The organism is Streptomyces sp. NPDC000878, assembly GCF_053599695.1.
Window position 1 is genome coordinate 49845 of record NZ_JBSFMT010000042.1, and the last position, 18388, is coordinate 68232.

The 18388-nt window shown below is 71.3% G+C and carries 18 protein-coding genes; 8 read left to right on the plus strand and 10 right to left on the minus strand.

The genetic code is table 11. The features are described from left to right. Window positions 1–66: 66 nt before the first annotated feature. Both ACWDR4_RS30650 and ACWDR4_RS30655 read right to left on the minus strand, forming a co-directional pair. The gene (locus ACWDR4_RS30650) at window positions 67–2277 is read right to left on the minus strand and encodes a glycoside hydrolase family 3 N-terminal domain-containing protein (protein ID WP_450413379.1); all 2211 of its coding nucleotides are present in this window, start codon (window positions 2275–2277) and stop codon (window positions 67–69) included. A gap of 71 nt (window positions 2278–2348) precedes the next feature. Beyond that, entirely contained in the window at window positions 2349–3581 is a 1233-nt protein-coding gene (locus ACWDR4_RS30655) for a BadF/BadG/BcrA/BcrD ATPase family protein (RefSeq protein WP_450413341.1), read from the minus strand. 84 nt (window positions 3582–3665) lie between these two features. On the opposite strand from ACWDR4_RS30655, the gene ACWDR4_RS30660 reads away from it, so the two are divergent. Then, window positions 3666–4925: a glycoside hydrolase 5 family protein gene (locus tag ACWDR4_RS30660; RefSeq protein ID WP_450413342.1), complete on the plus strand. Its 1260-nt coding sequence runs from the start codon at window positions 3666–3668 to the stop codon at window positions 4923–4925. A 175-nt stretch (window positions 4926–5100) separates the two neighbouring features. Here ACWDR4_RS30660 and nagZ read toward each other — a convergent pair whose 3' ends face one another. Next, window positions 5101–6588, minus strand: a complete 1488-nt coding sequence (gene nagZ / locus ACWDR4_RS30665; protein WP_450413343.1) for a beta-N-acetylhexosaminidase — start codon at window positions 6586–6588, stop codon at window positions 5101–5103. A gap of 180 nt (window positions 6589–6768) precedes the next feature. On the opposite strand from nagZ, the gene ACWDR4_RS30670 reads away from it, so the two are divergent. The 3 genes from ACWDR4_RS30670 to ACWDR4_RS30680 all read left to right on the plus strand — a co-directional run bounded on the left by ACWDR4_RS30670 (window position 6769) and on the right by ACWDR4_RS30680 (window position 9395). Then, window positions 6769–8136 (plus strand): histidine-type phosphatase, encoded by a 1368-nt coding sequence (locus ACWDR4_RS30670; RefSeq protein ID WP_450413344.1) that lies wholly within the window; start codon window positions 6769–6771, stop codon window positions 8134–8136. Between the two features lie 69 nt (window positions 8137–8205). Continuing rightward, complete coding sequence (locus ACWDR4_RS30675) at window positions 8206–8634, plus strand: DUF6153 family protein (protein ID WP_450413345.1); 429 nt, start codon at window positions 8206–8208, stop codon at window positions 8632–8634. Window positions 8635–8807: 173 nt separating this feature from the next. Next, window positions 8808–9395: a DUF305 domain-containing protein gene (locus tag ACWDR4_RS30680; RefSeq protein ID WP_450413346.1), complete on the plus strand. Its 588-nt coding sequence runs from the start codon at window positions 8808–8810 to the stop codon at window positions 9393–9395. 191 nt (window positions 9396–9586) lie between these two features. Here ACWDR4_RS30680 and ACWDR4_RS30685 read toward each other — a convergent pair whose 3' ends face one another. The 4 genes from ACWDR4_RS30685 to ACWDR4_RS30700 all read right to left on the minus strand — a co-directional run bounded on the left by ACWDR4_RS30685 (window position 9587) and on the right by ACWDR4_RS30700 (window position 13530). Further along, complete coding sequence (locus tag ACWDR4_RS30685) at window positions 9587–10999, minus strand: HAMP domain-containing sensor histidine kinase (protein ID WP_450413347.1); 1413 nt, start codon at window positions 10997–10999, stop codon at window positions 9587–9589. After that, on the minus strand, window positions 11000–11749 hold the full coding sequence (locus ACWDR4_RS30690; RefSeq protein WP_450413380.1) for a response regulator transcription factor: 750 nt from the start codon (window positions 11747–11749) through the stop codon (window positions 11000–11002). It lies immediately after the preceding gene. A gap of 78 nt (window positions 11750–11827) precedes the next feature. Next, window positions 11828–12427 carry an FMN reductase gene (locus ACWDR4_RS30695; RefSeq protein ID WP_450413348.1) on the minus strand — a complete coding sequence of 200 codons (600 nt, stop codon included), beginning with the start codon at window positions 12425–12427 and terminating at the stop codon, window positions 11828–11830. Then, window positions 12424–13530: an LLM class flavin-dependent oxidoreductase gene (locus tag ACWDR4_RS30700; protein WP_450413349.1), complete on the minus strand. Its 1107-nt coding sequence runs from the start codon at window positions 13528–13530 to the stop codon at window positions 12424–12426. The genes ACWDR4_RS30695 and ACWDR4_RS30700 overlap by 4 nt, the downstream gene beginning before the upstream one ends. Before the next feature lie 172 nt (window positions 13531–13702). Between ACWDR4_RS30700 and ACWDR4_RS30705 the strand changes: the two genes are divergently transcribed. Then, window positions 13703–14470 carry an SDR family oxidoreductase gene (locus ACWDR4_RS30705; RefSeq protein WP_450413350.1) on the plus strand — a complete coding sequence of 256 codons (768 nt, stop codon included), beginning with the start codon at window positions 13703–13705 and terminating at the stop codon, window positions 14468–14470. Window positions 14471–14493: 23 nt separating this feature from the next. Here ACWDR4_RS30705 and ACWDR4_RS30710 read toward each other — a convergent pair whose 3' ends face one another. Beyond that, on the minus strand, window positions 14494–14967 hold the full coding sequence (locus tag ACWDR4_RS30710) for a hypothetical protein (RefSeq protein WP_450413381.1): 474 nt from the start codon (window positions 14965–14967) through the stop codon (window positions 14494–14496). Window positions 14968–15087: 120 nt separating this feature from the next. Here ACWDR4_RS30710 and ACWDR4_RS30715 point away from each other — a divergent pair, with 120 nt between their 5' ends. Next, window positions 15088–15426 (plus strand): YnfA family protein, encoded by a 339-nt coding sequence (locus ACWDR4_RS30715; RefSeq protein ID WP_450413351.1) that lies wholly within the window; start codon window positions 15088–15090, stop codon window positions 15424–15426. Window positions 15427–15435: 9 nt separating this feature from the next. On the opposite strand, the gene ACWDR4_RS30720 is transcribed toward ACWDR4_RS30715, so the two are convergent. Further along, a complete protein-coding gene (locus ACWDR4_RS30720; RefSeq protein ID WP_450413352.1) occupies window positions 15436–15873 on the minus strand; it encodes an ester cyclase in 438 nt (145 codons plus the stop codon). Between the two features lie 196 nt (window positions 15874–16069). On the opposite strand from ACWDR4_RS30720, the gene ACWDR4_RS30725 reads away from it, so the two are divergent. Both ACWDR4_RS30725 and ACWDR4_RS30730 read left to right on the plus strand, forming a co-directional pair. Further along, window positions 16070–16846: an SDR family NAD(P)-dependent oxidoreductase gene (locus tag ACWDR4_RS30725; RefSeq protein ID WP_450413353.1), complete on the plus strand. Its 777-nt coding sequence runs from the start codon at window positions 16070–16072 to the stop codon at window positions 16844–16846. Next, window positions 16846–17046, plus strand: a complete 201-nt coding sequence (locus ACWDR4_RS30730; RefSeq protein ID WP_450413354.1) for a hypothetical protein — start codon at window positions 16846–16848, stop codon at window positions 17044–17046. Before ACWDR4_RS30725 ends, ACWDR4_RS30730 begins: the two co-directional genes overlap by 1 nt. A 21-nt stretch (window positions 17047–17067) precedes the next feature. Here ACWDR4_RS30730 and ACWDR4_RS30735 read toward each other — a convergent pair whose 3' ends face one another. Further along, the gene (locus ACWDR4_RS30735; RefSeq protein ID WP_450413382.1) at window positions 17068–18249 is read right to left on the minus strand and encodes a cytochrome P450; all 1182 of its coding nucleotides are present in this window, start codon (window positions 18247–18249) and stop codon (window positions 17068–17070) included. Window positions 18250–18388: the final 139 nt, after the last annotated feature.

The following is an 18388-nucleotide window of genomic DNA, read 5'->3' on the forward strand; positions in this document are numbered from 1 at the left end:
TACGGGGCAGGCCGGTTCACTCATCGCCGGTCCTGTTGCACACCCAAGATGAATCGCCGGTTCCTGTTACAGGTTGCGGACGAGGGGTACGGCGTCCAGCGCGCCCCGCGCCGACCCCGCCACCCGGATCTCCACGCTCCCGGGCAGCACCGCCGTCTCCAAGTCGGGCCCGACCTGCGCGAGTTGGTCGTCGCCGAGGGGGAACGTGACCGTACGGCACTCCCCGGGGGCCAGGTCCACGGCCTCGAAGGCGCGGAGTTCGAGGGTGCGCGGCCATACGGTCGTCCGCAGCCGTCGGACGTACAGCTGGACGACCGAACGCCCCGCCCGTTCCCCGGTGTTGGTGACCTCGACCGTGCAACTGGCGCCGTCCCGGGCCATGTTCGGGACGCCGTACTCGAAGGTCGTGTACGTCAGGCCGTGGCCGAAGGAGTAGAGCGGCTCGGCGTCCTCGTCCACGTACGACCCGTACTCGGTGTCCTTGTGGTTGTAGTAGACGGGGAGTTGGGCCGCCGAGCGCGGGACGGAGACGGGGAGGCGGCCGGTCGGGGCGGTGTGGCCGAGGAGGACCTCGGCGATCGCCTCGCCGCCCCAGGGGCCCGGATACCAGGCCGTCAGGAGGGCAGCCGCGTGCTCCGCCGCCTCCGGGACCGCGTGCGGGCGGCCCTGGATCAGGACGACGACCGTGGGTGTGCCCGTCGCCGTCACCGCGTCCAGCAGGGCGTGCTGGGCGCGGCCCAGGCGCAGGTCGGCCAGGTCGACGCCCTCGCCGCAGGTCATCTCCGACACCGCCGTGCGCGCCGCGCCGTTGGCGTCGAACTCCGTGTCCGGGGTACGGGCGCTGCTGCCGCCCAGGACCAGTACGGCCAGGTCTGAGGCCGCTGCCGCCGCCACCGCCTCGGGGATGCGGGACAGGTCGTCGCCGGTGAGGGAACAGCCCTGGGCGTGGCGTATCTCCGTGCCCGGAAGGGCCAGTTGGCGGAGGGCGGCCAGGACGCTGGTTCCTGTGCCGGGGCGTTGGGGGGCCGTGTAGTCGCCGAGCTGGTGGGCGGTGGTGGCGGAGTGCGGGCCGACGACGGCCAGGCGGGAGACCCGCGCCGGGTCGATGGGCAGGGCGCCCGCCTTGTTGTGGAGGAGGGTGACGGCCGAGCGCGCCAGAGCCGTGCTCAACGAACGGCCGGCCTCGGGCGAGGGGGAAGCCAACTCCCTTGCCGCATACGGGTGTTCGAAGAGACCCAGGCGGAATTTCAGGGTCAGGATCCGGGACACGGCCGCGTCGACCACCGACTCCTTCACCAGGCCGCGCTCCGCCGCCTCCTCCAGGTGGGTGAAGCCCTCGTCCCAAAGACTCAGGTCGATACCGGAGTTGAGGGCCAGCGCGCCCGCCGAGACCCTGTCGCCGGTGATACGGGCCAGGCGGTCCACCGCAAGACCGTCCGCCATGACCAGTCCCTGGAACCCCCAGCGGTCGCGCAGCAACCCGTTCAGCAAGGGGCCGTTGGCCGAACACGGCACGCCGTCCACCTCGTTGTACGCGGCCATCACCGCGGCGGCGCCCGCCCCTACGCCCGCCCGGGCCGCGGGGAGGTGGATCTCGTGGAGTTCCCGGGGGCCCAGCTCCGACTCGGCGGAGTTCCGGCCGCCGACGGTGGCGCCCTGGCCCGCGAAGTGCTTGAGGACGACAGGGGCCTTGTCCGGCGCGAACTCCCCTGCCGCTCCGGAGAGTTCACCCTGCATGCCCCGCACCAGCGCCTCGGTCAGGCGGGCGGCGAGGTACGGGTCCTCCCCGAAGCATTCCTCCGTACGGCCCCAGCGTGGGTCGCGGGCGATGTCCAGCGCCGAGACCAGGGCCAAGTGGCCGCCACGGGCGCGGAGTTCGGCGGCGGCGTGGGAGGCCGCCCGTTCGTACAGGTCCGGGTCCCAGGTGGCGCCCACCGCCAGGTTGACGGGGAGGACCGTGCCGTCGAGGGCCATGAGGCCGTGCGGTACCTCTTCGACGAACAGGGCGGGGATGCCCAGGCGGCTGCGTTCGAGGACGTGGCGCTGGACGAGGTCGGCCAGTACCGGGCCCGCCTCCGCGCCGGCGCCCGTGGCGTGGTCGACGCCGGACCAGGCGTCGGCGCGGAGGAGTCCGTACAGGGCGCCGAGGCCTTCGAAGCGGTCGGTCTCGTCGTACAGGGCCTGGGTCAGCTCGAACTCGCCGTCCGGGCGGCGGCGGTAGGCGTCCCAGCCGTACATCCGCTGGTTGAGCTGGCCGACCTTCTCGCGCAGGGTCATCCGGGCCAGGAGGTCGGCGACGCGGGCGTCGACCGGGGCGGCGGGGTCGCGGTAGAGGGGGCGGGGAGGGGTCACTGGTTCTTCTCCGGGTGCGGGGTGGGGCCCTGTGCGAGTCGGGCCAGGGCGACCGCGCCCCGGCTGCCGTCGGGGACCCAGTGGGCTGTCAGGCCGAGGGCGGTCAGCCGCCGGTCCAGGGGGGCGGTCAGCGGGCCGCCCGGGCCGAGCAGGCCGCCCGTCGCGACCAGCGACTCGCCCGGCGTCGGCTCCAACGCCCGTACGCAGTCGGCGAGATGACCGGCCGCCTCGTCGAGGATCGCCCGCGCGAGGGCGTCCCCCGCCCGGGCCGCCTCGGCGACCAGCGGAGCCAACCGGGCCAGCCGCACCGGCGGTTCGCCCATGACAGCGGGCAGGACATACCGCCGGTAGGCCTCACGGGCGCCCCGGGGCCAGGGCTGGCGGGCGCCGCCCTCACCCTCGTACGCGGATGCCTTGGTCTCGGACGGCGGTGCCTTGCTCTGGGACGCCGGTGCCTTGTCCCCGTACGGCGAATCCTCGCGGCCCTCGGACACCAAGGCCCCGTCCCTGTACGGCAACGCCTCACGCCCCCCGGACCCCAACGCCCCGCCCTCGAACGAGAGAACCACCTCCGGCACCCCCAGCTCCCGTCCCACCAGTGCCGCCAGAGCCGTGTCGGGGCCGCGGTGGTCCGCCATGCGGAGGGCGGCGCGGACCGCTTCCCGGCCGATCCAGAAGCCGCCGCCGTCGTCGCCGAGGAGCCAGCCGTCGCCGCCGACCGTCTTCTCGCAGTGGCGGGCGGTGATGCGCATCGCGACGGCGCCCGTACCGGCGACGAGGGCCAGGCCGTCCGCCGGGGTGTCCGGGGCGGCGGCGAAGGCGGCCTCGATGTCGCTGCAGATCCGGATCTCGCGCGCGGGGATGCCGAGCCGCCGCAGGGCCTCCGTCAGTGCCGTGAGCGCGTTGACGCGGCCGGGTTCGTCGGCCGTGCCGGCGGCGCCCGCGAAGCCGCCCGCGACGGCGGTGACCCGGGGCCGGGCAGCCACCGGCACCGCCAGGGCGAGGGCCTCGACGAGGTGCTCGGTGAGCTGCGGTACGGGCACGGTGAGGGCGTTGCCCGGCCCGGCGACGCCCTCGCCGAGGGGGCGGCCGTCGGCGGCGGACGCCAGCACCGCGCGCGTACGGGTGCCGCCGGCGTCGAGGCCGACGACGAGGGCGCCGTGGGCGGAGGGACCGTCCTCGGCCCGGCCGGAATCCCGACCCGAATCCTGGTTCAATTCATTGCTCATCGCGCACTATGGTGGTTCATACATTCGCCGAGGACAAGACCCGACTCGCGGCCCGGCGCAGTCACGCACGTCCGAGGAGGACCCGTGAGCACTCCCCCCGCCCCCAGTTCCGCCCCCCGCTTCGGCGTCAACTACACGCCGCGCCGGGGCTGGTTCCACTCCTGGTACGACTTCGACCCGGCCCGCGCCCGCGAGGACCTGGACCAGATCGCCGGGCTGGGCCTGGACCACGTACGGATCTTCCCGCTCTGGCCGCTGCTCCAGCCGAACCGCACGCTCATCCGCGCGTCCGCCGTCGACCAGGTGGCGCAGCTCGTGGACGTGGCGGCTCAGGCCGGCCTCGACGTGATGGTGGACGGCGTGCAGGGCCACCTCTCCAGCTTCGACTTCTACCCGGAGTGGACCCGCAGCTGGCACCACCGCAACGTGTTCACGGACCCGGACGCCATCGAGGCACAGGCCGAGCTGCTGCGGACCCTGGGCCGCGCGCTCACCGGGCGCCCGAACCTCCTCGGCCTCCAGCTCGGCAACGAGCTGAACAACCTGGTCGAACACAACCCTGTGACCGTGGCCGACATCGACCACTACCTGGACACCCTGCTCGCCGCCGCGCGCACCGGACTGGGCCCGGCGGGTCCAACAGGCACTGCGGCCCTGGTCACGCACTCCGCGTACGACGCCGCCTGGTACAGCGACGACCACCCCTTCACCCCGGAGGCCTCGGCCCACAAGGGCGACCTGACGACCGTCCACCCCTGGGTGTTCTCGGCCAACTGCGCCGGCCGCTACGGCCCCCGCTCCCCGCAGGTCCAGCACCTCGCGGAGTACGGGGTGGAGCTGGCCAAGGCGTACGCCGACGACCCCGCCCGGCCCGTCTGGGTCCAGGAGACCGGCGCCCCCGAACCGCACATCCCGGCGGCCGACGCCCCCGACTTCGCCCGCGCGACCCTACGCAACGCCGCCGGGTGCGCCGACCTGTACGGGGTCACCTGGTGGTGCTCCCACGACGTGGACCGTTCGCTCGCGGACTTCCCCGAACTGGAGTACACGCTCGGCCTGTTCGACTCCTCGGGCCGCCCGAAGCCCATCGCCGAGGCCCTCGCGGAGACGGTCGCCGAGCTGCGCGCCGAACCCCGCCCGGCTGAACCCCGTACGACCGCCCTGGTCCTGGACTGCACCCCGGGGAACCGTTCGATCTCGGGTCCCGGAGGCGCGTACTTCGAGGCGTGGATGCGGCTGCGGGCGGAGGGCGTGCGCCCGGCGGTGGTGCTGGCGGAACGGGCCGAGGACGAGGGGTACCTGGCGGCTCGGGGCATCAAGGAGACGGCTCTGCCGACCCTTTGACCCGGCCCATCGGCTGTCTATGACCCAGCCCGGGCCGAGTTCGCGGAGCTGGACTTCCCGGGCTTCGTCGCCACCTGGTCGGGCGCGTTGCCCCGGGAGACACCGGCGACCGGACGGCTCCCTGTTGTTGTTCCTTTCGGTGCCGGCGCCGGTACCGAAAGGAACGACAACAGCTTCAGGCTGCTCCGCTCCCCGCCAGCACCTCGGCCAGCGCCCGCAGATTGACCTTCCCGCGCCCGTACGAACACAGGGCGCCGCCTTCCGGCAGTCCCGTGTCGACGCGCACCGCGTCCCCGCGCCCGGCCACCAGCGCCGCCCGCAGCTCCGCCTGCCAGGGATACAGCCCGGCGTCCGACGTGGCGACCACCAGCGGCGATCCGGCCGCCCGCCGCAGCACGCCCTCGACCAGGGCAGCCTGATCCACCGGCGCCTCGTTCAGCGCCACGCCCACCGCCGCGGGGTCGAGCGCGCGCACCTCGCTGAGCAGATCCTCGCCGCCCCAGTTCAGCGCGGGATGCGGCGGCGGAAACAGGTCGACGACATAGGCGCCGGGCAACTCGGGAAAGCCACCGGCTCCCGCACCCCGCACGGCCCGCCGGGCCGCGTCGAGCCCGGCCGCCGCGTCCCACGGCTCGCCGGCGCCTTCCGCCACCGCCCCCGCGTACCGCTCCGCCAGCTTCCGCACCCGCCCGGCGGCCTCCCGTACCCGCTCCTCCGCGAGCAGCCCGTCCCGCAGCGCGTCGATCACGGCGTCCCGGCAGGCCAGGGTGGTCGCCAGGTCCGGTACGGCCACGATCACCTGGTCGGCGCCCGCGGCGAGGGCGAGCCGGGCGCCGGCCGCCTCGCCGTACCGGTCGGCTATCGCCTTCATCTCCAGGGCGTCGCTGACCAGGACGCCGTCGAAGCCGAGGTCGAGGCGGAGCAGGTCGTTCAGGATGCGGCGGCTGAGCGTCGCGGGCCGCTCCGGATCCAGCGCCGGGTACACCACGTGCGCGCTCATCAGCATCGGCACGCCCGCGGCCACGGCGGCCCGGAACGGCTCGACATCGGCGCGGATCTCGTCGTACGACCGCGGGTCGACCGCCATCTCGTGGTGGCTGTCGGTCACCGTGCCGCCGTGGCCGGGGAAGTGCTTGGCGCAGGAGGCGACACCGCGTGCGTCGGTGGCCGTGATCCAGGCGCGCAGATGACGGGCGGCGAGTTCCGGCTCGGCGCCGAAGGAGCGGGTGCGGACGATCGGGTTGTCGGGGTGGTGCTGGAGGTCGGCCACGGGGGCGTACGAGACGGTGATGCCGAGCGAGACGAGGTGACCGGCGAGGGCGTCGGCGCAGCGGGCGGTGAGGTCCGGGTCGTCGACGACGCCGAGGGCGTACGAGCCGGGGACCTCGGGGGCGCCCGCGGCGACGAGGTGGCCGATTCCGCCGCCCTCGTTGTCGATGGCGACGAGGAGATCGGGGCGCAGGGCACGCAGCTCGTCGGTGAGAGCGCGGAGCTGGTCCGCGTCGCGCACGTTGCGGGTGAAGAGGATGACTCCGCCGAGGCCCCGGTCGATGAGCCGCTTGAGGGTGTGCGGGACGCCGGCGGTGCCGTCGAAACCGGCGACGAGACACCGGTGGACGGCTTCGTCGAGGTCGACGGGCAGGCGGTGCTCGGGCTGCTGCATCGGGTGCCTCTGGGGTCTCGCGGACAGGACTTAGATGATAGAAGTCACCAATTCTCCAGCACAAGGTGAATCAATCAACCAAAACTCTCCGTGCTCATTTGCCCCGCGCATGCCCAATACGCCCCGCGCCCGCCATGCCGCATACCCCCCGGGTTCACCCGCGCCGCCCACGATGCGCGCATGAAACGCGCCACCCTCGCCCTCGCCGCACCCCTGTGCGCCCTGCTGGCAGCCACCGCGCTGCCCGCCCACGCGGCGGACCGTTCCGCCTCCACCACCGCCGACAGCTACGGCACCAAGGGCTCGTACGCCCCCCAGCAGAGCCTCCGGACCTACCAGAAGCCGCCGAAGGGCTTCGTCCCGGTGTTCACGGAGAACGTCTCCCGGCACGGCTCCCGGGCCGCGACCGACAGCTCTGACGGCGATCTGATCCTCAAGCTGTGGGACCAGGCGGCGAGCGAGGGGCAGCTCACCGCGCGCGGCAAGGAGTTCGGCCCGAAGGTACGGGCCCTGCTCGCCGCCATGTCCAAGGTCGGCTACGGCAACCTCAGCGGGCGCGGCAAGAGCGAGATCGCGGGCACGGCCGTCCGGATGGAACAGCGACTGCCGGGCCTCTTCGCCGGCATCGCCAGGAGCGGCGAGAAGATCGACGTCGTCAGCTCCGGACAGGGCCGCGCCGTCGACAGCGGGCAGCTCTTCGCGGACACCCTCGCGGCCACCGACCCGGCGCTCAAGCCGCTCATCGGCGCGGCCCGCACCGACAAGGACCTGCTCTACTTCCACAAGGCCGACGGCGGCGCCGCCTACCGCGACTACATCGCGAACGACACGCGCCTCGCGGCCACCCTGAAGTCGATCACCGACCAGCCTACGACCCACCGCGCGGCGTCGGACGTACTGCGGAAGATCTTCACGAGGTCGTTCACGCAGCGGATCGTCGACGGCGAGTTCTCCTCCGTCGGCAGCGCGGTGGACGCGGCCGAGGCGGTGTACAACCTGTACGGCATCGCCCCCGCCATGAGCGCGGAGAGCCCCGACGGCAAGGGCTGGCAGATGAACCGGTACATCTCGCAGCACGACGCCGCCTGGTTCGGGTACCTGAGCGACGCCGAGGACTTCTACGAGAAGGGTCCCGGCTTCGCCGACAGCGACATCACGTACAAGATGGCGGACGTCCTGCTCGACGACTTCTTCAAGAAGGCCGAGGGAGCCGAGAGCGCCACCAACACCCTGGGCGCGGAACTGCGCTTCACGCACGCCGAGGAGATCATCCCGCTGGCCGCGCTGATGGGCCTGCCGGGCAGTACGCAGGGGGTGACCGCCGCCAAGCCGTACACGTACGCCAGCAACCCGTGGCGGGGCGCGGCCGTGGCGCCGATGGCCTCGAACATCCAGTGGGACGTGTTCCGCAAGGGCGACACCACGCTCGTACGCATGCTCTACAACGAGAAGGAGACCGCCTTCAAGACGGGCTGCCGTCCGGTGTCGAAGGGCAGCAAGTTCTACGACCTGGATGAGCTGGAGCGCTGCTTCGGCCGTACTTCCTGAGGTACGGCGGGACATACGGAAATACGGGTACCCGGTATCCGTATGCGCGACTGGGGCTAGCATGGCCGCGTGACAGCCCGCGCACAGCGATCGCGACGACTACGGCGCGCGCACCCACCCTCCTGGTGGGCGCGTGCGTTCGTCGTGCTCGGACTGCTGGCGGGCGTGGTCGCGATGCACGGCCTGGCGCCCGGCGGCGGGATGACGAGCGGCGCCCAGCACGGCGGCCACCACCAGGCCCAGCCGATGAGCATGCAGGCAGGGCCCGCCGACGAGACCGTCTGCCACGGCTCCGGCTCCCCCGGTGGCCACGCCCACCACGCCGACGCGACCTGCGCGTCCGGTGCCGTCCCGGCGGGGCACACGTTCCCCGCCCTGACGCCCGACCCGGCAGGCGCCCCGGCCCTGGCCGGCGGTGTCAGCCGTTCGCTGCCCCGGTCCCCCGAGGGCGCCCGAGCGCCACCGTCCCTGGCCGAACTCCAACTCCTGCGGATCTAGGGCCTGTCGTTTGGATCACGCCTGGGCCGCGGGGTGTGGCACGCCCCGCTCACCGGCGCTTCCAAGGACCGTCGCTCGAAGCGACGTGATCCAAACGACAGGCCCTAGAGGCCACCGCACGCCTCACGCGTGCCCTCGACCTCAATTCCCTTCCCCACAGCAGGAGTTCCAGCATGCGCAAAACCCGCAAGACCCTCGTCGCCATGGCCGCCACCGCCGCGCTCGCCATCACGCTCACCGCCTGCGGCAGCGACGACGGCAGCAGCAGCGGTGCCGCCGCCGACAGCGCAAGCAAGACCGAGAACCACAACGCCCAGGACGTCACCTTCGCGCAGGGCATGATCCCCCACCACAAGGGCGCCCTGGAGATGGCGGAGGAGGCGACGGACAAGGCCTCGTCGGCCGAGGTCAAGGCCCTCGCCGCGCGCATCGAGAAGGCCCAGACGGCGGAGATCGGGACCATGTCCGGTTGGCTGAAGACATGGGGCGAGGACGTCCCGACGTCGACGGAGTCGATGCCCGGCATGGAGTCCATGGAATCGATGGAGGCGATGCCGGAGATGAACCACGGTTCGGCAGCCGAGGACTTCGACAAGGCGTTCCTCGCCATGATGATCGAGCACCACAAGGGTGCCGTGAAGATGGCCACGACCGAGAAGGCCAAGGGCGAGTACGGCCCCGCCACCGCCATGGCCGACGACGTCATCCGCACCCAGAACGCCGAGATCACCGAGATGAACAAGCTCCTCGACAAGAACTGACGGGGTAACCGTAGGACCGGTCGGCCGCACCACCCGGCCGCCCGGTCCGCTCAACAGAGGCCAGCCCCACCCACCTAGGGGCGCGGGGCTGTGTCTATATGCGGCTCCGCCGCGTGGGCGCGACCAGCCCCAACGCACCCGCACCCGCACCCGCACCCGCACCCGCCCACAAACCCCGAGAACCACCCCCCTCACCCCCCACCCCCCACCGTGAACCCAATAACCGCCCCACCCCCCTCCCGCCGATTGGCAAACGGCGCCCCACCATGCGCGATAGCCACCTCCCGCACGATCGACAGCCCAAGCCCCGAACCCGGCAGGCTCCGCGCATCAGCGGCCCGATAAAACCGGTCGAACACCCGCAACAGATCCCCCTCCGCAACCCCCGGCCCCCGATCCAGCACCTCCACCCGAATCGCCCCCTGCCGCACCCGCTCCGGCCCAGTGACCGCGATCTCGATCGGAGCCGCCCCACCCCGGTCGAACTTGGCCGCGTTCTCGACAAGGTTGGAGATCGCCCGCTGAAGCGCCGCCGGCCGCGCGTCGGCGACCGTGTCGCCGCTCACGCGCACAACAACCTCCCGCCCGGTACGCCGCCGCGCGACCACCGCCACCTCGTCCGCGATGTCGGCGAGATCGATCCGCTGCTTGGGCTCGGTGTCCGACTGCCCGGCCGCCAGGTCCACCAACTCGTTGACCAGATCGGTGAGTTCGCGTGCCTCCTGGGCGAGGTCGGCGACCAGTTCCGCCCGGGTCGCGGGCGGCAGTTCGTCGATGCGGCGCAGCAGCGAGATATTCGTACGGAGGGAGGTGAGCGGGGTACGCAGCTCGTGCCCCGCGTCCTGGACCAGCCTGCGCTGATCCTCCTCCGACTGCGCGAGCCGCCCCAGCATGCGGTCGAAGGACCGGCCCAGCCGCCCCACCTCGTCGGCCCCGGTGACCGGCACCTGGATGCCGAGCCGACGCGTGCGGGCGACATCCTCGGCGGCGGACGCCAGGATGCGCAGCCGGTGCGTGATCCGCCGGGCCAGCCACCACCCGAACAGCCCGGCCGCGACGACGACCGCGACGACCATCAGAATCGTCCGCTGCTGAAGCTCCCGCAGCAGATCCTCCGTATCGCTGAACTCCTGCGCGACCTGCACCGCGCCCCGCCCCTCGCCCCGCTCGCCACCGAGCGCGACGGTCGCGATGCGGTAGACGTCCTGGCCGACGTCGACGTCCTTGTGCTGCACGGCCAGCCCGGCAACGGGCGAGGCGGCGATCCGCCGGTCCTCGGCGGTGACCGGCAGCACCGGACTGCCGCTGTCGACCACCTCACCCCCCGCCCCGAGCACCTGCACATCGGTACGGCTGGGCCGGACGATGTCGTGCCCCGGTTCGGACGACGAGAAGTCCTGCGGAGTCATCGTGTTGTGCCGCACCTCGTCCTGGAGGTCCTGCACGACCTCGGCGAAGGCGGACTGCTGGTCCACCCTGACCAGTCGCGCGGCGGCGTCGTACGACAGGAACCCGACGAGGACCGTCACCCCGGCCGCGACCGCGGCGAACGACACGGCGAAGGTGGTCCGGAGCGAGGCCAGTCCCGCCCTCCGCAAGGTCACTCAGTCCTCCCGGAGGACGTAACCCACGCCTCGCACCGTGTGGATCAGCTGCGACGCACCCGGCTCGTCGAGCTTGCGGCGCAGATAACCGACGTACACGGCGAGGTTCTTGGACCCCGGACCGAAGTCGTAGCCCCAGATACGGTCGTAGATCGTGGAGTGGTCGAGCACGATCCCGGCGTTGCGCACGAGCAGTTCCAGCAGCTCGAACTCGGTCCGGGTCAGCTCCAGCTCCCGCGCCCCGCGCCACACCCGCCGCGCCTGGAGATCCATCCGCAGCCCGGCGGCGGCGAGCTGCCGCTCGGGAAGAGCGGGTTCCTTCGGTACGTGCGACACGTGCGAGGCGCGTACGCCGACGGGAGCGACGCCCCGGGGAAGGCTCTCGCCGGTGCCCGTACCCGTGCGCCGCAGCAGCGCCCGGAGCCGGGCGAAGACCTCCTCGACGTCGAACGGCTTGACGACGTAGTCGTCGGCGCCCGCGTCAAGGCCCGCGATCCGGTCGGCGGTCTCCACGAGCGCCGTGAGCATGAGGATCGGCGTACGGTCCCCCTCGGCGCGCAGCACCCGGCACACCTGGAGCCCGTCGATGCCGGGCATCATCACGTCCAGGACGAGAACGTCCGGCGGGGTGCGATGCGCCTGCGCGAGCGCCTCGACCCCGTCGGCGACCGCGGTGACCCGGTAGCCCTCCAGGGTCAGGGCCCGCTCCAGGGCGTGGCGGATGGCACGGTCGTCCTCGGCGAGCAGCACAGTTTGGGACACCCGCCCAGTGTGCCAAGGGGGGCTCTTACTCGCCTCTCACTCTCGCCCTCACCGTCCCCCTCACCGTCACGGCCGCAGCGCGTTCAACTGCTGCTCGAACGGGATCACCTCGAACCCGCCCGGCGCGGCGGGCTTCGGCACCCGCCGCTGGGCCGACAGCCCCGACATCAGAGCCGTCAGCTCCCCCGCAGCCCGCTCGATCCGCTCGGGCAATCCCTCCGCACCCCAGTCCTCGGAGGCGGCGTACACGCCCGTCGGCACCACCACGGCCCGCAGATACGCGAACAACGGCCGCATCGCGTGCTCCAGCACCAGCGAGTGCCGGGCCGACCCACCCGTCGCCGCGACGAGCACCGGCTTCCCCACCAGCGCGTCCTTCTCCAGCACATCGAAGAACGACTTGAACAGCCCGCTGTACGAGGCGGAGAACACCGGGGTGACGACGATCAGCCCGTCCGCCCCCGTCACCGCGTCCAGCGCGTCCGCCAGCTTCCGCCCCGGAAACCCGCTGGTGAAGTTGTGCGCGATCTCCACGGCGAGGTCGCGCAGCTCCACGACCTGGATGTCGACGTCCGCCTGCCGGTCCACCGCGGCGGCCAGCCGGTCGGCCAGCAGCCGGGTGGACGACGGCACACTCAGCCCCGCCGAAACGACGACGAGCTTCATACGGCAGCCTCCTTCTTCTCCTGCTGCTCCTTCTGCGCGGCGGCCAGCAGGGAAGCGTGCGTGGGCGCGTCCGGCACGTCCGCCGCCCGCCCCTTCGCGAACTCCGCGCGCAGCACCGGCACGACCTCCTCGCCGAGCAGGTCGAGCTGCTCGAGGACCGTCTTGAGCGGCAGCCCGGCGTGGTCGAGCAGGAACAGCTGGCGCTGGTAGTCACCGGCGTACTCCCGGAAGGCCAGCGTCTTCTCGATGACCTGCTGCGGGGACCCGACGGTCAGCGGGGTCTGGTCGGTGAAGTCCTCCAGGGAGGGCCCGTGCCCGTACACCGGCGCCTCGTTGAAGTACGGCCGGAACTCCCGTACCGCGTCCTGCGAGTTCTTCCGCATGAACACCTGACCGCCAAGCCCGACGATGGCCTGCTCGGCCGTCCCGTGGCCGTAGTGGGCGTACCGGGAGCGGTACAGCTCGATCATCTTCTTGGTGTGGTCGGCCGGCCAGAAGATGTTGTTGTGGAAGAAGCCGTCGCCGTAGTAGGCCGCCTGCTCGGCGATCTCGGGCGAGCGGATCGAACCGTGCCAGACGAACGGCGGTACGTCGTCCAGAGGCCGGGGTGTCGATGTGAACCCCTGCAGCGGCGTACGGAACTTCCCCTCCCAGTTCACGACGTCCTCGCGCCACAGCCGGCGCAGCAGGGCGTAGTTCTCGACGGCGAGGTTGATGCCCTGCCGGATGTCCTGCCCGAACCACGGGTACACCGGGCCGGTGTTGCCGCGCCCCATCATCAGGTCGACGCGCCCGTCGGCCAGGTGCTGGAGCATCGCGAAGTCCTCCGCGATCTTCACCGGGTCGTTGGTGGTGATGAGGGTGGTGGAGGTGGAGAGGATCAGCTTCTCGGTCTGCGCCGCGATGTACCCGAGCATCGTGGTCGGGGACGAGGGCACGAAGGGCGGGTTGTGGTGCTCGCCGGTGGCGAAGACGTCGAGGCCGACCTCCTCGGCCTTCAGCGCGATGGCGACCATGGCCTTGATGCGCTCGCGTTCGGTCGGCGTACGTCCCGTGGTCGGGTCCGGTGTGACATCGCCGACGCTGAAGATCCCGAACTGCATGGTCGCTCATCCTCCAAGTTGTTTACTGTTCAACTATAGCGTCCGGATGCGTCAACCGCACCCCTTCCCGAGGTATTCCGCAGGCATTCCACCCCGTGCTAGAACTCGACGGAGGAAGGTTTCCATATCGAGAGAATGAGGTTCTCGCGATGACGGATTCAATGGCAGAGCGATGGCAGCTGAGCTGACCGGGATGAGAGTCGTGGTGGTCGGCGCGTCCAGCGGGCTGGGCCGTTGCGCGGGGATCGACCTCGGCGGCCGGGGAAACCGGGTCGCCCTGCTCGCCCGCAGGCACGACCGCCTGGTCGACGCGGCGAAGGAGGCGGGCCCGGACGCACTCGCCATCGCCTGTGACGTGACCGACGAGGAGTCCTGCCGGGCGGCGATAGAGGAGGCCGCGGACGGACTCGGCGGCATCGACGCCCTCGTCTACACCACCGGCGTCGGCCCCCTGGCCCCCATAGAGCAGACGAACGCCGACACCTGGCGCAGCGTGATGGACACCAACGTCATCGGCGCGGCCCTGATCACCAACGCCGCGCTCCCCCACCTCACGGCGTCCGCCGGCACCGCCGTCTACCTCTCCACGGTCGGCGCCTCGATCACCCCCGCCTGGCCGGGGTTCGCGGGCTACCACGTCAGCAAGGCGGCCCTGGAGAAACTGGTGGAGGCGTACCGCGTCGAACACCCCGAGGTCGGCTTCACCCGGTTCGTGGTCAGGGACTGCGGCGGCGGTGAGGGAGACTCCCGCACCGAGTTCAACAACGGCTGGGACATGACGTACGCCGCCGAGGTCGTCCCGGTCTGGCGGCAGCGCGGCTATCTCACCGGCGACCTGCTCGACGTGTCCGAGTTCCTGCGCACCCTGGACGCCGTACTGCGCTGCGGCGGCACCATCCCGGAGGTGACGGTGACACCGCGCGCGAGCCGGAAACCATGACCGTCAGAAGTCGCCAGAAGTCATCAGAAGTAATAGGCGTCACCGGTGTCGAGCACGAGGACACGCTGCTGGTCGTTGCCCCGGTTGCGGTCCACGACACCGCCGCTCCAGACCGTACCGATCTCCAGCGTCACCTCGGCGGGCATGCCCTGGAGCCGCATCCTCAGCCCGAGCTGCTCGCCCACACCGTCGGCGGCCAGCGCCCCCGTACGGCACACCACCACCCGCGCCCCGAGCCGCGCGCACCCGTCCGGCAGCTGCTGCCGGGCGGCCAGCGGGGCCGACCAGGTCAGCCGCACGGTCGCGTCGGCGACGGCGGAGGGCCCGTGATTGCGCGGGGTCACGCGCAGATCGATCCGCCCACGGTCCAGCGAGACGGACCCGTGATAGGCGAGATCGGCCTCGGGCCCACCACTGTCGGCCCCGGCGAATCCCCCCGCCCCGACCACACCGATTGCCGTAAAGCCCGCCACCAGCCCACACACCCAAACCCGCATACCCATGCCCACTCCTCGCCCAGAAGACCGTCACTCTCGTCGAAGCGATGTATCCCACCTGACGCGCCCCGCAGGCGCCCTCCAACAGGTGACGGTGAGCGGAGATGCAAAGCTGCCCGCATGTCCGTCCTGCGCTCCGTGGCCCTGTTCGTCGTCGCCGCCCTGTTCGAGATCGGGGGCGCCTGGCTCGTCTGGCAGGGCGTACGGGAGCACCGCGGCTGGGTGTGGATCGGCGCGGGCGTGCTGGCCCTGGGCGCGTACGGGTTCGTCGCCACCCTCCAGCCCGACGCGGAGTTCGGCCGCATCCTGGCCGCGTACGGCGGTGTCTTCGTCGCCGGTTCACTGGCCTGGGGCATGGTGGCGGACGGCTACCGCCCGGACCGCTGGGACGTGACGGGCGCGCTGATCTGCCTCGCGGGCATGGCCGTGATCATGTACGCCCCGCGAGGCGGCAACTGAAGCCGGGGCTCAGCCGAGCGGGTCGGGCGGCAGCAGCCCGAGCTGCCCCAGGAACTCCATCTGGTCGAAGTAGAGCCGGTAGTCGACGATGTGACCGTCCCGGACCGTCGCGATGTCGATCCCCCGGACCCGGACCGCCTTCTGCGTCGCGGGCAGCTGCTCGCCGGAGGGCAGCTGGATCGGCCCGGTGTTCCGCCCGCTGAAGTAGCCCTCGTCGACGGCCGTGTCACCGATCTCGTACGAGTGCACGGGCTCGTACGTCGACTCGGGCATCGCGTCGGTCATCTGCCGCCAGTACTCGACGATGTTGTCGCGCCCGTGGATCTCCCCGCCGTCGGGGGTGACGGCGACCGCGTCGGGCGCGTACAGCTCGGCGACGGTCTTGAGATCGGGCGCCGAGGTGAGCGCCTCCGTGAGCCGGTCCATGACGTCACGTGCTTCTCCCATGATCCACCTCCACTGCCGCGGATCACCCACCCCATTTTCCCACCGCAGGCCGGTCCGGGCACCCCGCACCGGCCCACCCTCCGGACACCCCGCCGCCCGTTCCGCCCGCCTGCCTATCCTGGGCAGCAGTTCAGCCGTACGTCAGCCGTACGACCGACAGCGCACCCTCTTCCCAGAACTCCCCGAGGAGCAGTCCATGGCCACCGCCGCCCCGTCCGCCGCCTCCCGCATCGCCGTGGTCACCGGCGCGAGCAGCGGAATCGGTGCCGCGACGGCCCGCCGGCTCGCCGCGGCCGGCTACCGGGTCGTCCTGACGGCCCGCCGCAAGGACCGGATCGAGGCACTTGCCGAGGAGATCAACGCGACCGGCGGCCAGGCGACGGCGTACCCGCTGGACGTCACCGACCGCACGGCGGTGGACGAGTTCGCGAGCGCGTTCAAGACGATCGGCGTCCTCATCAACAACGCGGGCGGCGCACTGGGCGCGGACCCGGTGGCCACCGGCGACCCGGCCGACTGGCGCCAGATGTACGAGACGAACGTCATCGGCACCCTCAACCTCACCCAGGCCCTCCTCCCCGCCCTGACAGCGAGCGGCGACGGCACGATCGTGGTCGTCTCCTCCACCGCGGGGCACGGCACGTACGAGGGCGGCGGGGGCTATGTCGCCGCCAAGCACGGCGCCCACGTCCTCGCGGAGACGCTGCGGCTGGAGATCGTCGGCACGCCGGTCCGGGTGATCGAGATCGCACCGGGCATGGTCAAGACGGACGAGTTCGCCCTGACCCGTTTCTCCGGCGACTCCGAGAAGGCGTCGAAGGTCTACGAGGGCGTGGCCGAACCGCTCACGGCGGACGACGTGGCGGACACGATCACCTGGACGGTGACCCGCCCGAGCCACGTCAACGTCGACCTGCTGGTCCTGCGCCCCCGCGCGCAGGCGTCCAACACGAAGATCCACCGGGACGTGTGATGACGGACGACGAGACCGAGAAGGCGGAGGAGACGAGCGCCCGCGACCGGGAGCAGGACCGGGACCGGGAGCAGGAACAACAGCTCCTGGCCCTGGAGAAGAAACGCGAACGCTACGTCTGGTACTACCTCGCGTACTTCCTCTTCGGCATCCACCTGGTGGCGTTCGTGATGATCTACGCCGTGAAGCACGCGAAGTAACTCCCCTGCGGGAGCCGCCGGTTACCAGGTGACGGGCAGCTCATACACCCCGTACACGATGCCGTCGTCCTTGAACGGAATCTTCTCCAGCTCGGTGGCCAGGCGCAGTTCGGGAACCCGGCGGAACAACGTGCCGTAGACCACCTGGAGTTCGAGCCGGGCGAGCGGCTGCCCCAGGCACTGATGAATACCGAACCCGAAGGCCATGTGCCGACGGGCGTCACGGGTGATGTCCAGCTTCTCGGGTTCGGGAAAGAGACCGGCGTCCCAATTCCCGGTAGCACCAGGGATGATGACACCTTCCCCGGCCCGAACGACCTGCCCACCGATCTCCAGATCCTCCAGCGCCAGCCGCCGCTGCCCGCTGTGAACGACCGTCAGATACCGCAGCATCTCCTCGGCCGCACCGGCGAGAACCTTCGGATCGTCGGAATCCCGCACGATCGCAAGCTGATCAGGATGCTCCAGAAAGGCAAGCACACCCAGCGCGATCATGTTGGCGCTGGTCTCATGCCCGGCGCCGAGCAGCAACTGCCCCAGCATGACCGCTTCCTGCCGGGTGAGATCGCCCGCCTGGAACCGCGCGCCCAACTCGGAGAGCATGTCGTCGGCGGGCTCGGCGATCTTCCGGTCCAACTGCCGGTCCAGATACTGGAAAAGAGCCCCACTGGCGGCCCGCACAGCCTCCACTGTCACGTCCCGACGCAGACCGACTTTGCTGTTGCTCTGGAAGAAGTCATGGTCTTCGTACGGCACACCGAGCAGCTCACAGATCACGAGCGAAGGCAGCGGAAGCGCCAACGCCTCGACGAGGTCGACGGGCTTCGGCCCGGCCAGCATCTTGTCGATGAGGTCGTCCGTCATCCGCTGAATAGCGGGCCGCAGCGCCTCGATCCGCTTGATGGCGAACGGGGCGGTCACCATGCGCCGGATGCGGGCATGGTCGGGGTCGTCCATGTTCAGGAACGACGGCGGCGTCTTGGCCGCAACCTCCCGGAACGCCTCGTTGAGATACGGAAACCCGGGCCGGGTCGTATCAACACTGAGCCGCTGATCGCCGTAGAGGGCCCGCTGATCCTCGTACCGAGTGACAAGCCAGTGCGTACTCCCGTCCCACAGCCGAACTTTGGACACCGGCTCCTCGGCATCACGCTGCCGCAGCGCCGGGGGCGGATCGAAGGGACAGGCGGAATCGCGGGGCATGGGGAACTCGGCGATTTCCTCAACCGGCGGACCTGCAAGGGGAGTTAAAGGGGTCGTCACGACGCAGACGCTCCTCGCGGTGGGGGGACAAGGACGTGCGCCGCCATGGAATCGCGCCTTCCTGACAATTCCCGGACAG

What these genes read in the sequence shown, in the direction of transcription:
- ACWDR4_RS30650 (WP_450413379.1), bottom strand. Translation starts at nt 2,277, where the DNA reads ATGACCCTGCGCGAGAAGGTCGGCCAGCTCAACCAGCGGATGTACGGC.
- ACWDR4_RS30655 (WP_450413341.1), bottom strand. Translation starts at nt 3,581, where the DNA reads ATGAGCAATGAATTGAACCAGGATTCGGGTCGGGATTCCGGCCGGGCC.
- nagZ (WP_450413343.1), bottom strand. Translation starts at nt 6,588, where the DNA reads ATGCAGCAGCCCGAGCACCGCCTGCCCGTCGACCTCGACGAAGCCGTC.
- ACWDR4_RS30670 (WP_450413344.1), top strand. Translation starts at nt 6,769, where the DNA reads ATGAAACGCGCCACCCTCGCCCTCGCCGCACCCCTGTGCGCCCTGCTG.
- ACWDR4_RS30680 (WP_450413346.1), top strand. Translation starts at nt 8,808, where the DNA reads ATGCGCAAAACCCGCAAGACCCTCGTCGCCATGGCCGCCACCGCCGCG.
- ACWDR4_RS30695 (WP_450413348.1), bottom strand. Translation starts at nt 12,427, where the DNA reads ATGAAGCTCGTCGTCGTTTCGGCGGGGCTGAGTGTGCCGTCGTCCACC.
- ACWDR4_RS30700 (WP_450413349.1), bottom strand. Translation starts at nt 13,530, where the DNA reads ATGCAGTTCGGGATCTTCAGCGTCGGCGATGTCACACCGGACCCGACC.
- ACWDR4_RS30705 (WP_450413350.1), top strand. Translation starts at nt 13,703, where the DNA reads ATGGCAGCTGAGCTGACCGGGATGAGAGTCGTGGTGGTCGGCGCGTCC.
- ACWDR4_RS30710 (WP_450413381.1), bottom strand. Translation starts at nt 14,967, where the DNA reads ATGCGGGTTTGGGTGTGTGGGCTGGTGGCGGGCTTTACGGCAATCGGT.
- ACWDR4_RS30715 (WP_450413351.1), top strand. Translation starts at nt 15,088, where the DNA reads ATGTCCGTCCTGCGCTCCGTGGCCCTGTTCGTCGTCGCCGCCCTGTTC.
- ACWDR4_RS30720 (WP_450413352.1), bottom strand. Translation starts at nt 15,873, where the DNA reads ATGGGAGAAGCACGTGACGTCATGGACCGGCTCACGGAGGCGCTCACC.
- ACWDR4_RS30725 (WP_450413353.1), top strand. Translation starts at nt 16,070, where the DNA reads ATGGCCACCGCCGCCCCGTCCGCCGCCTCCCGCATCGCCGTGGTCACC.
- ACWDR4_RS30730 (WP_450413354.1), top strand. Translation starts at nt 16,846, where the DNA reads ATGACGGACGACGAGACCGAGAAGGCGGAGGAGACGAGCGCCCGCGAC.
- ACWDR4_RS30735 (WP_450413382.1), bottom strand. Translation starts at nt 18,249, where the DNA reads ATGCCCCGCGATTCCGCCTGTCCCTTCGATCCGCCCCCGGCGCTGCGG.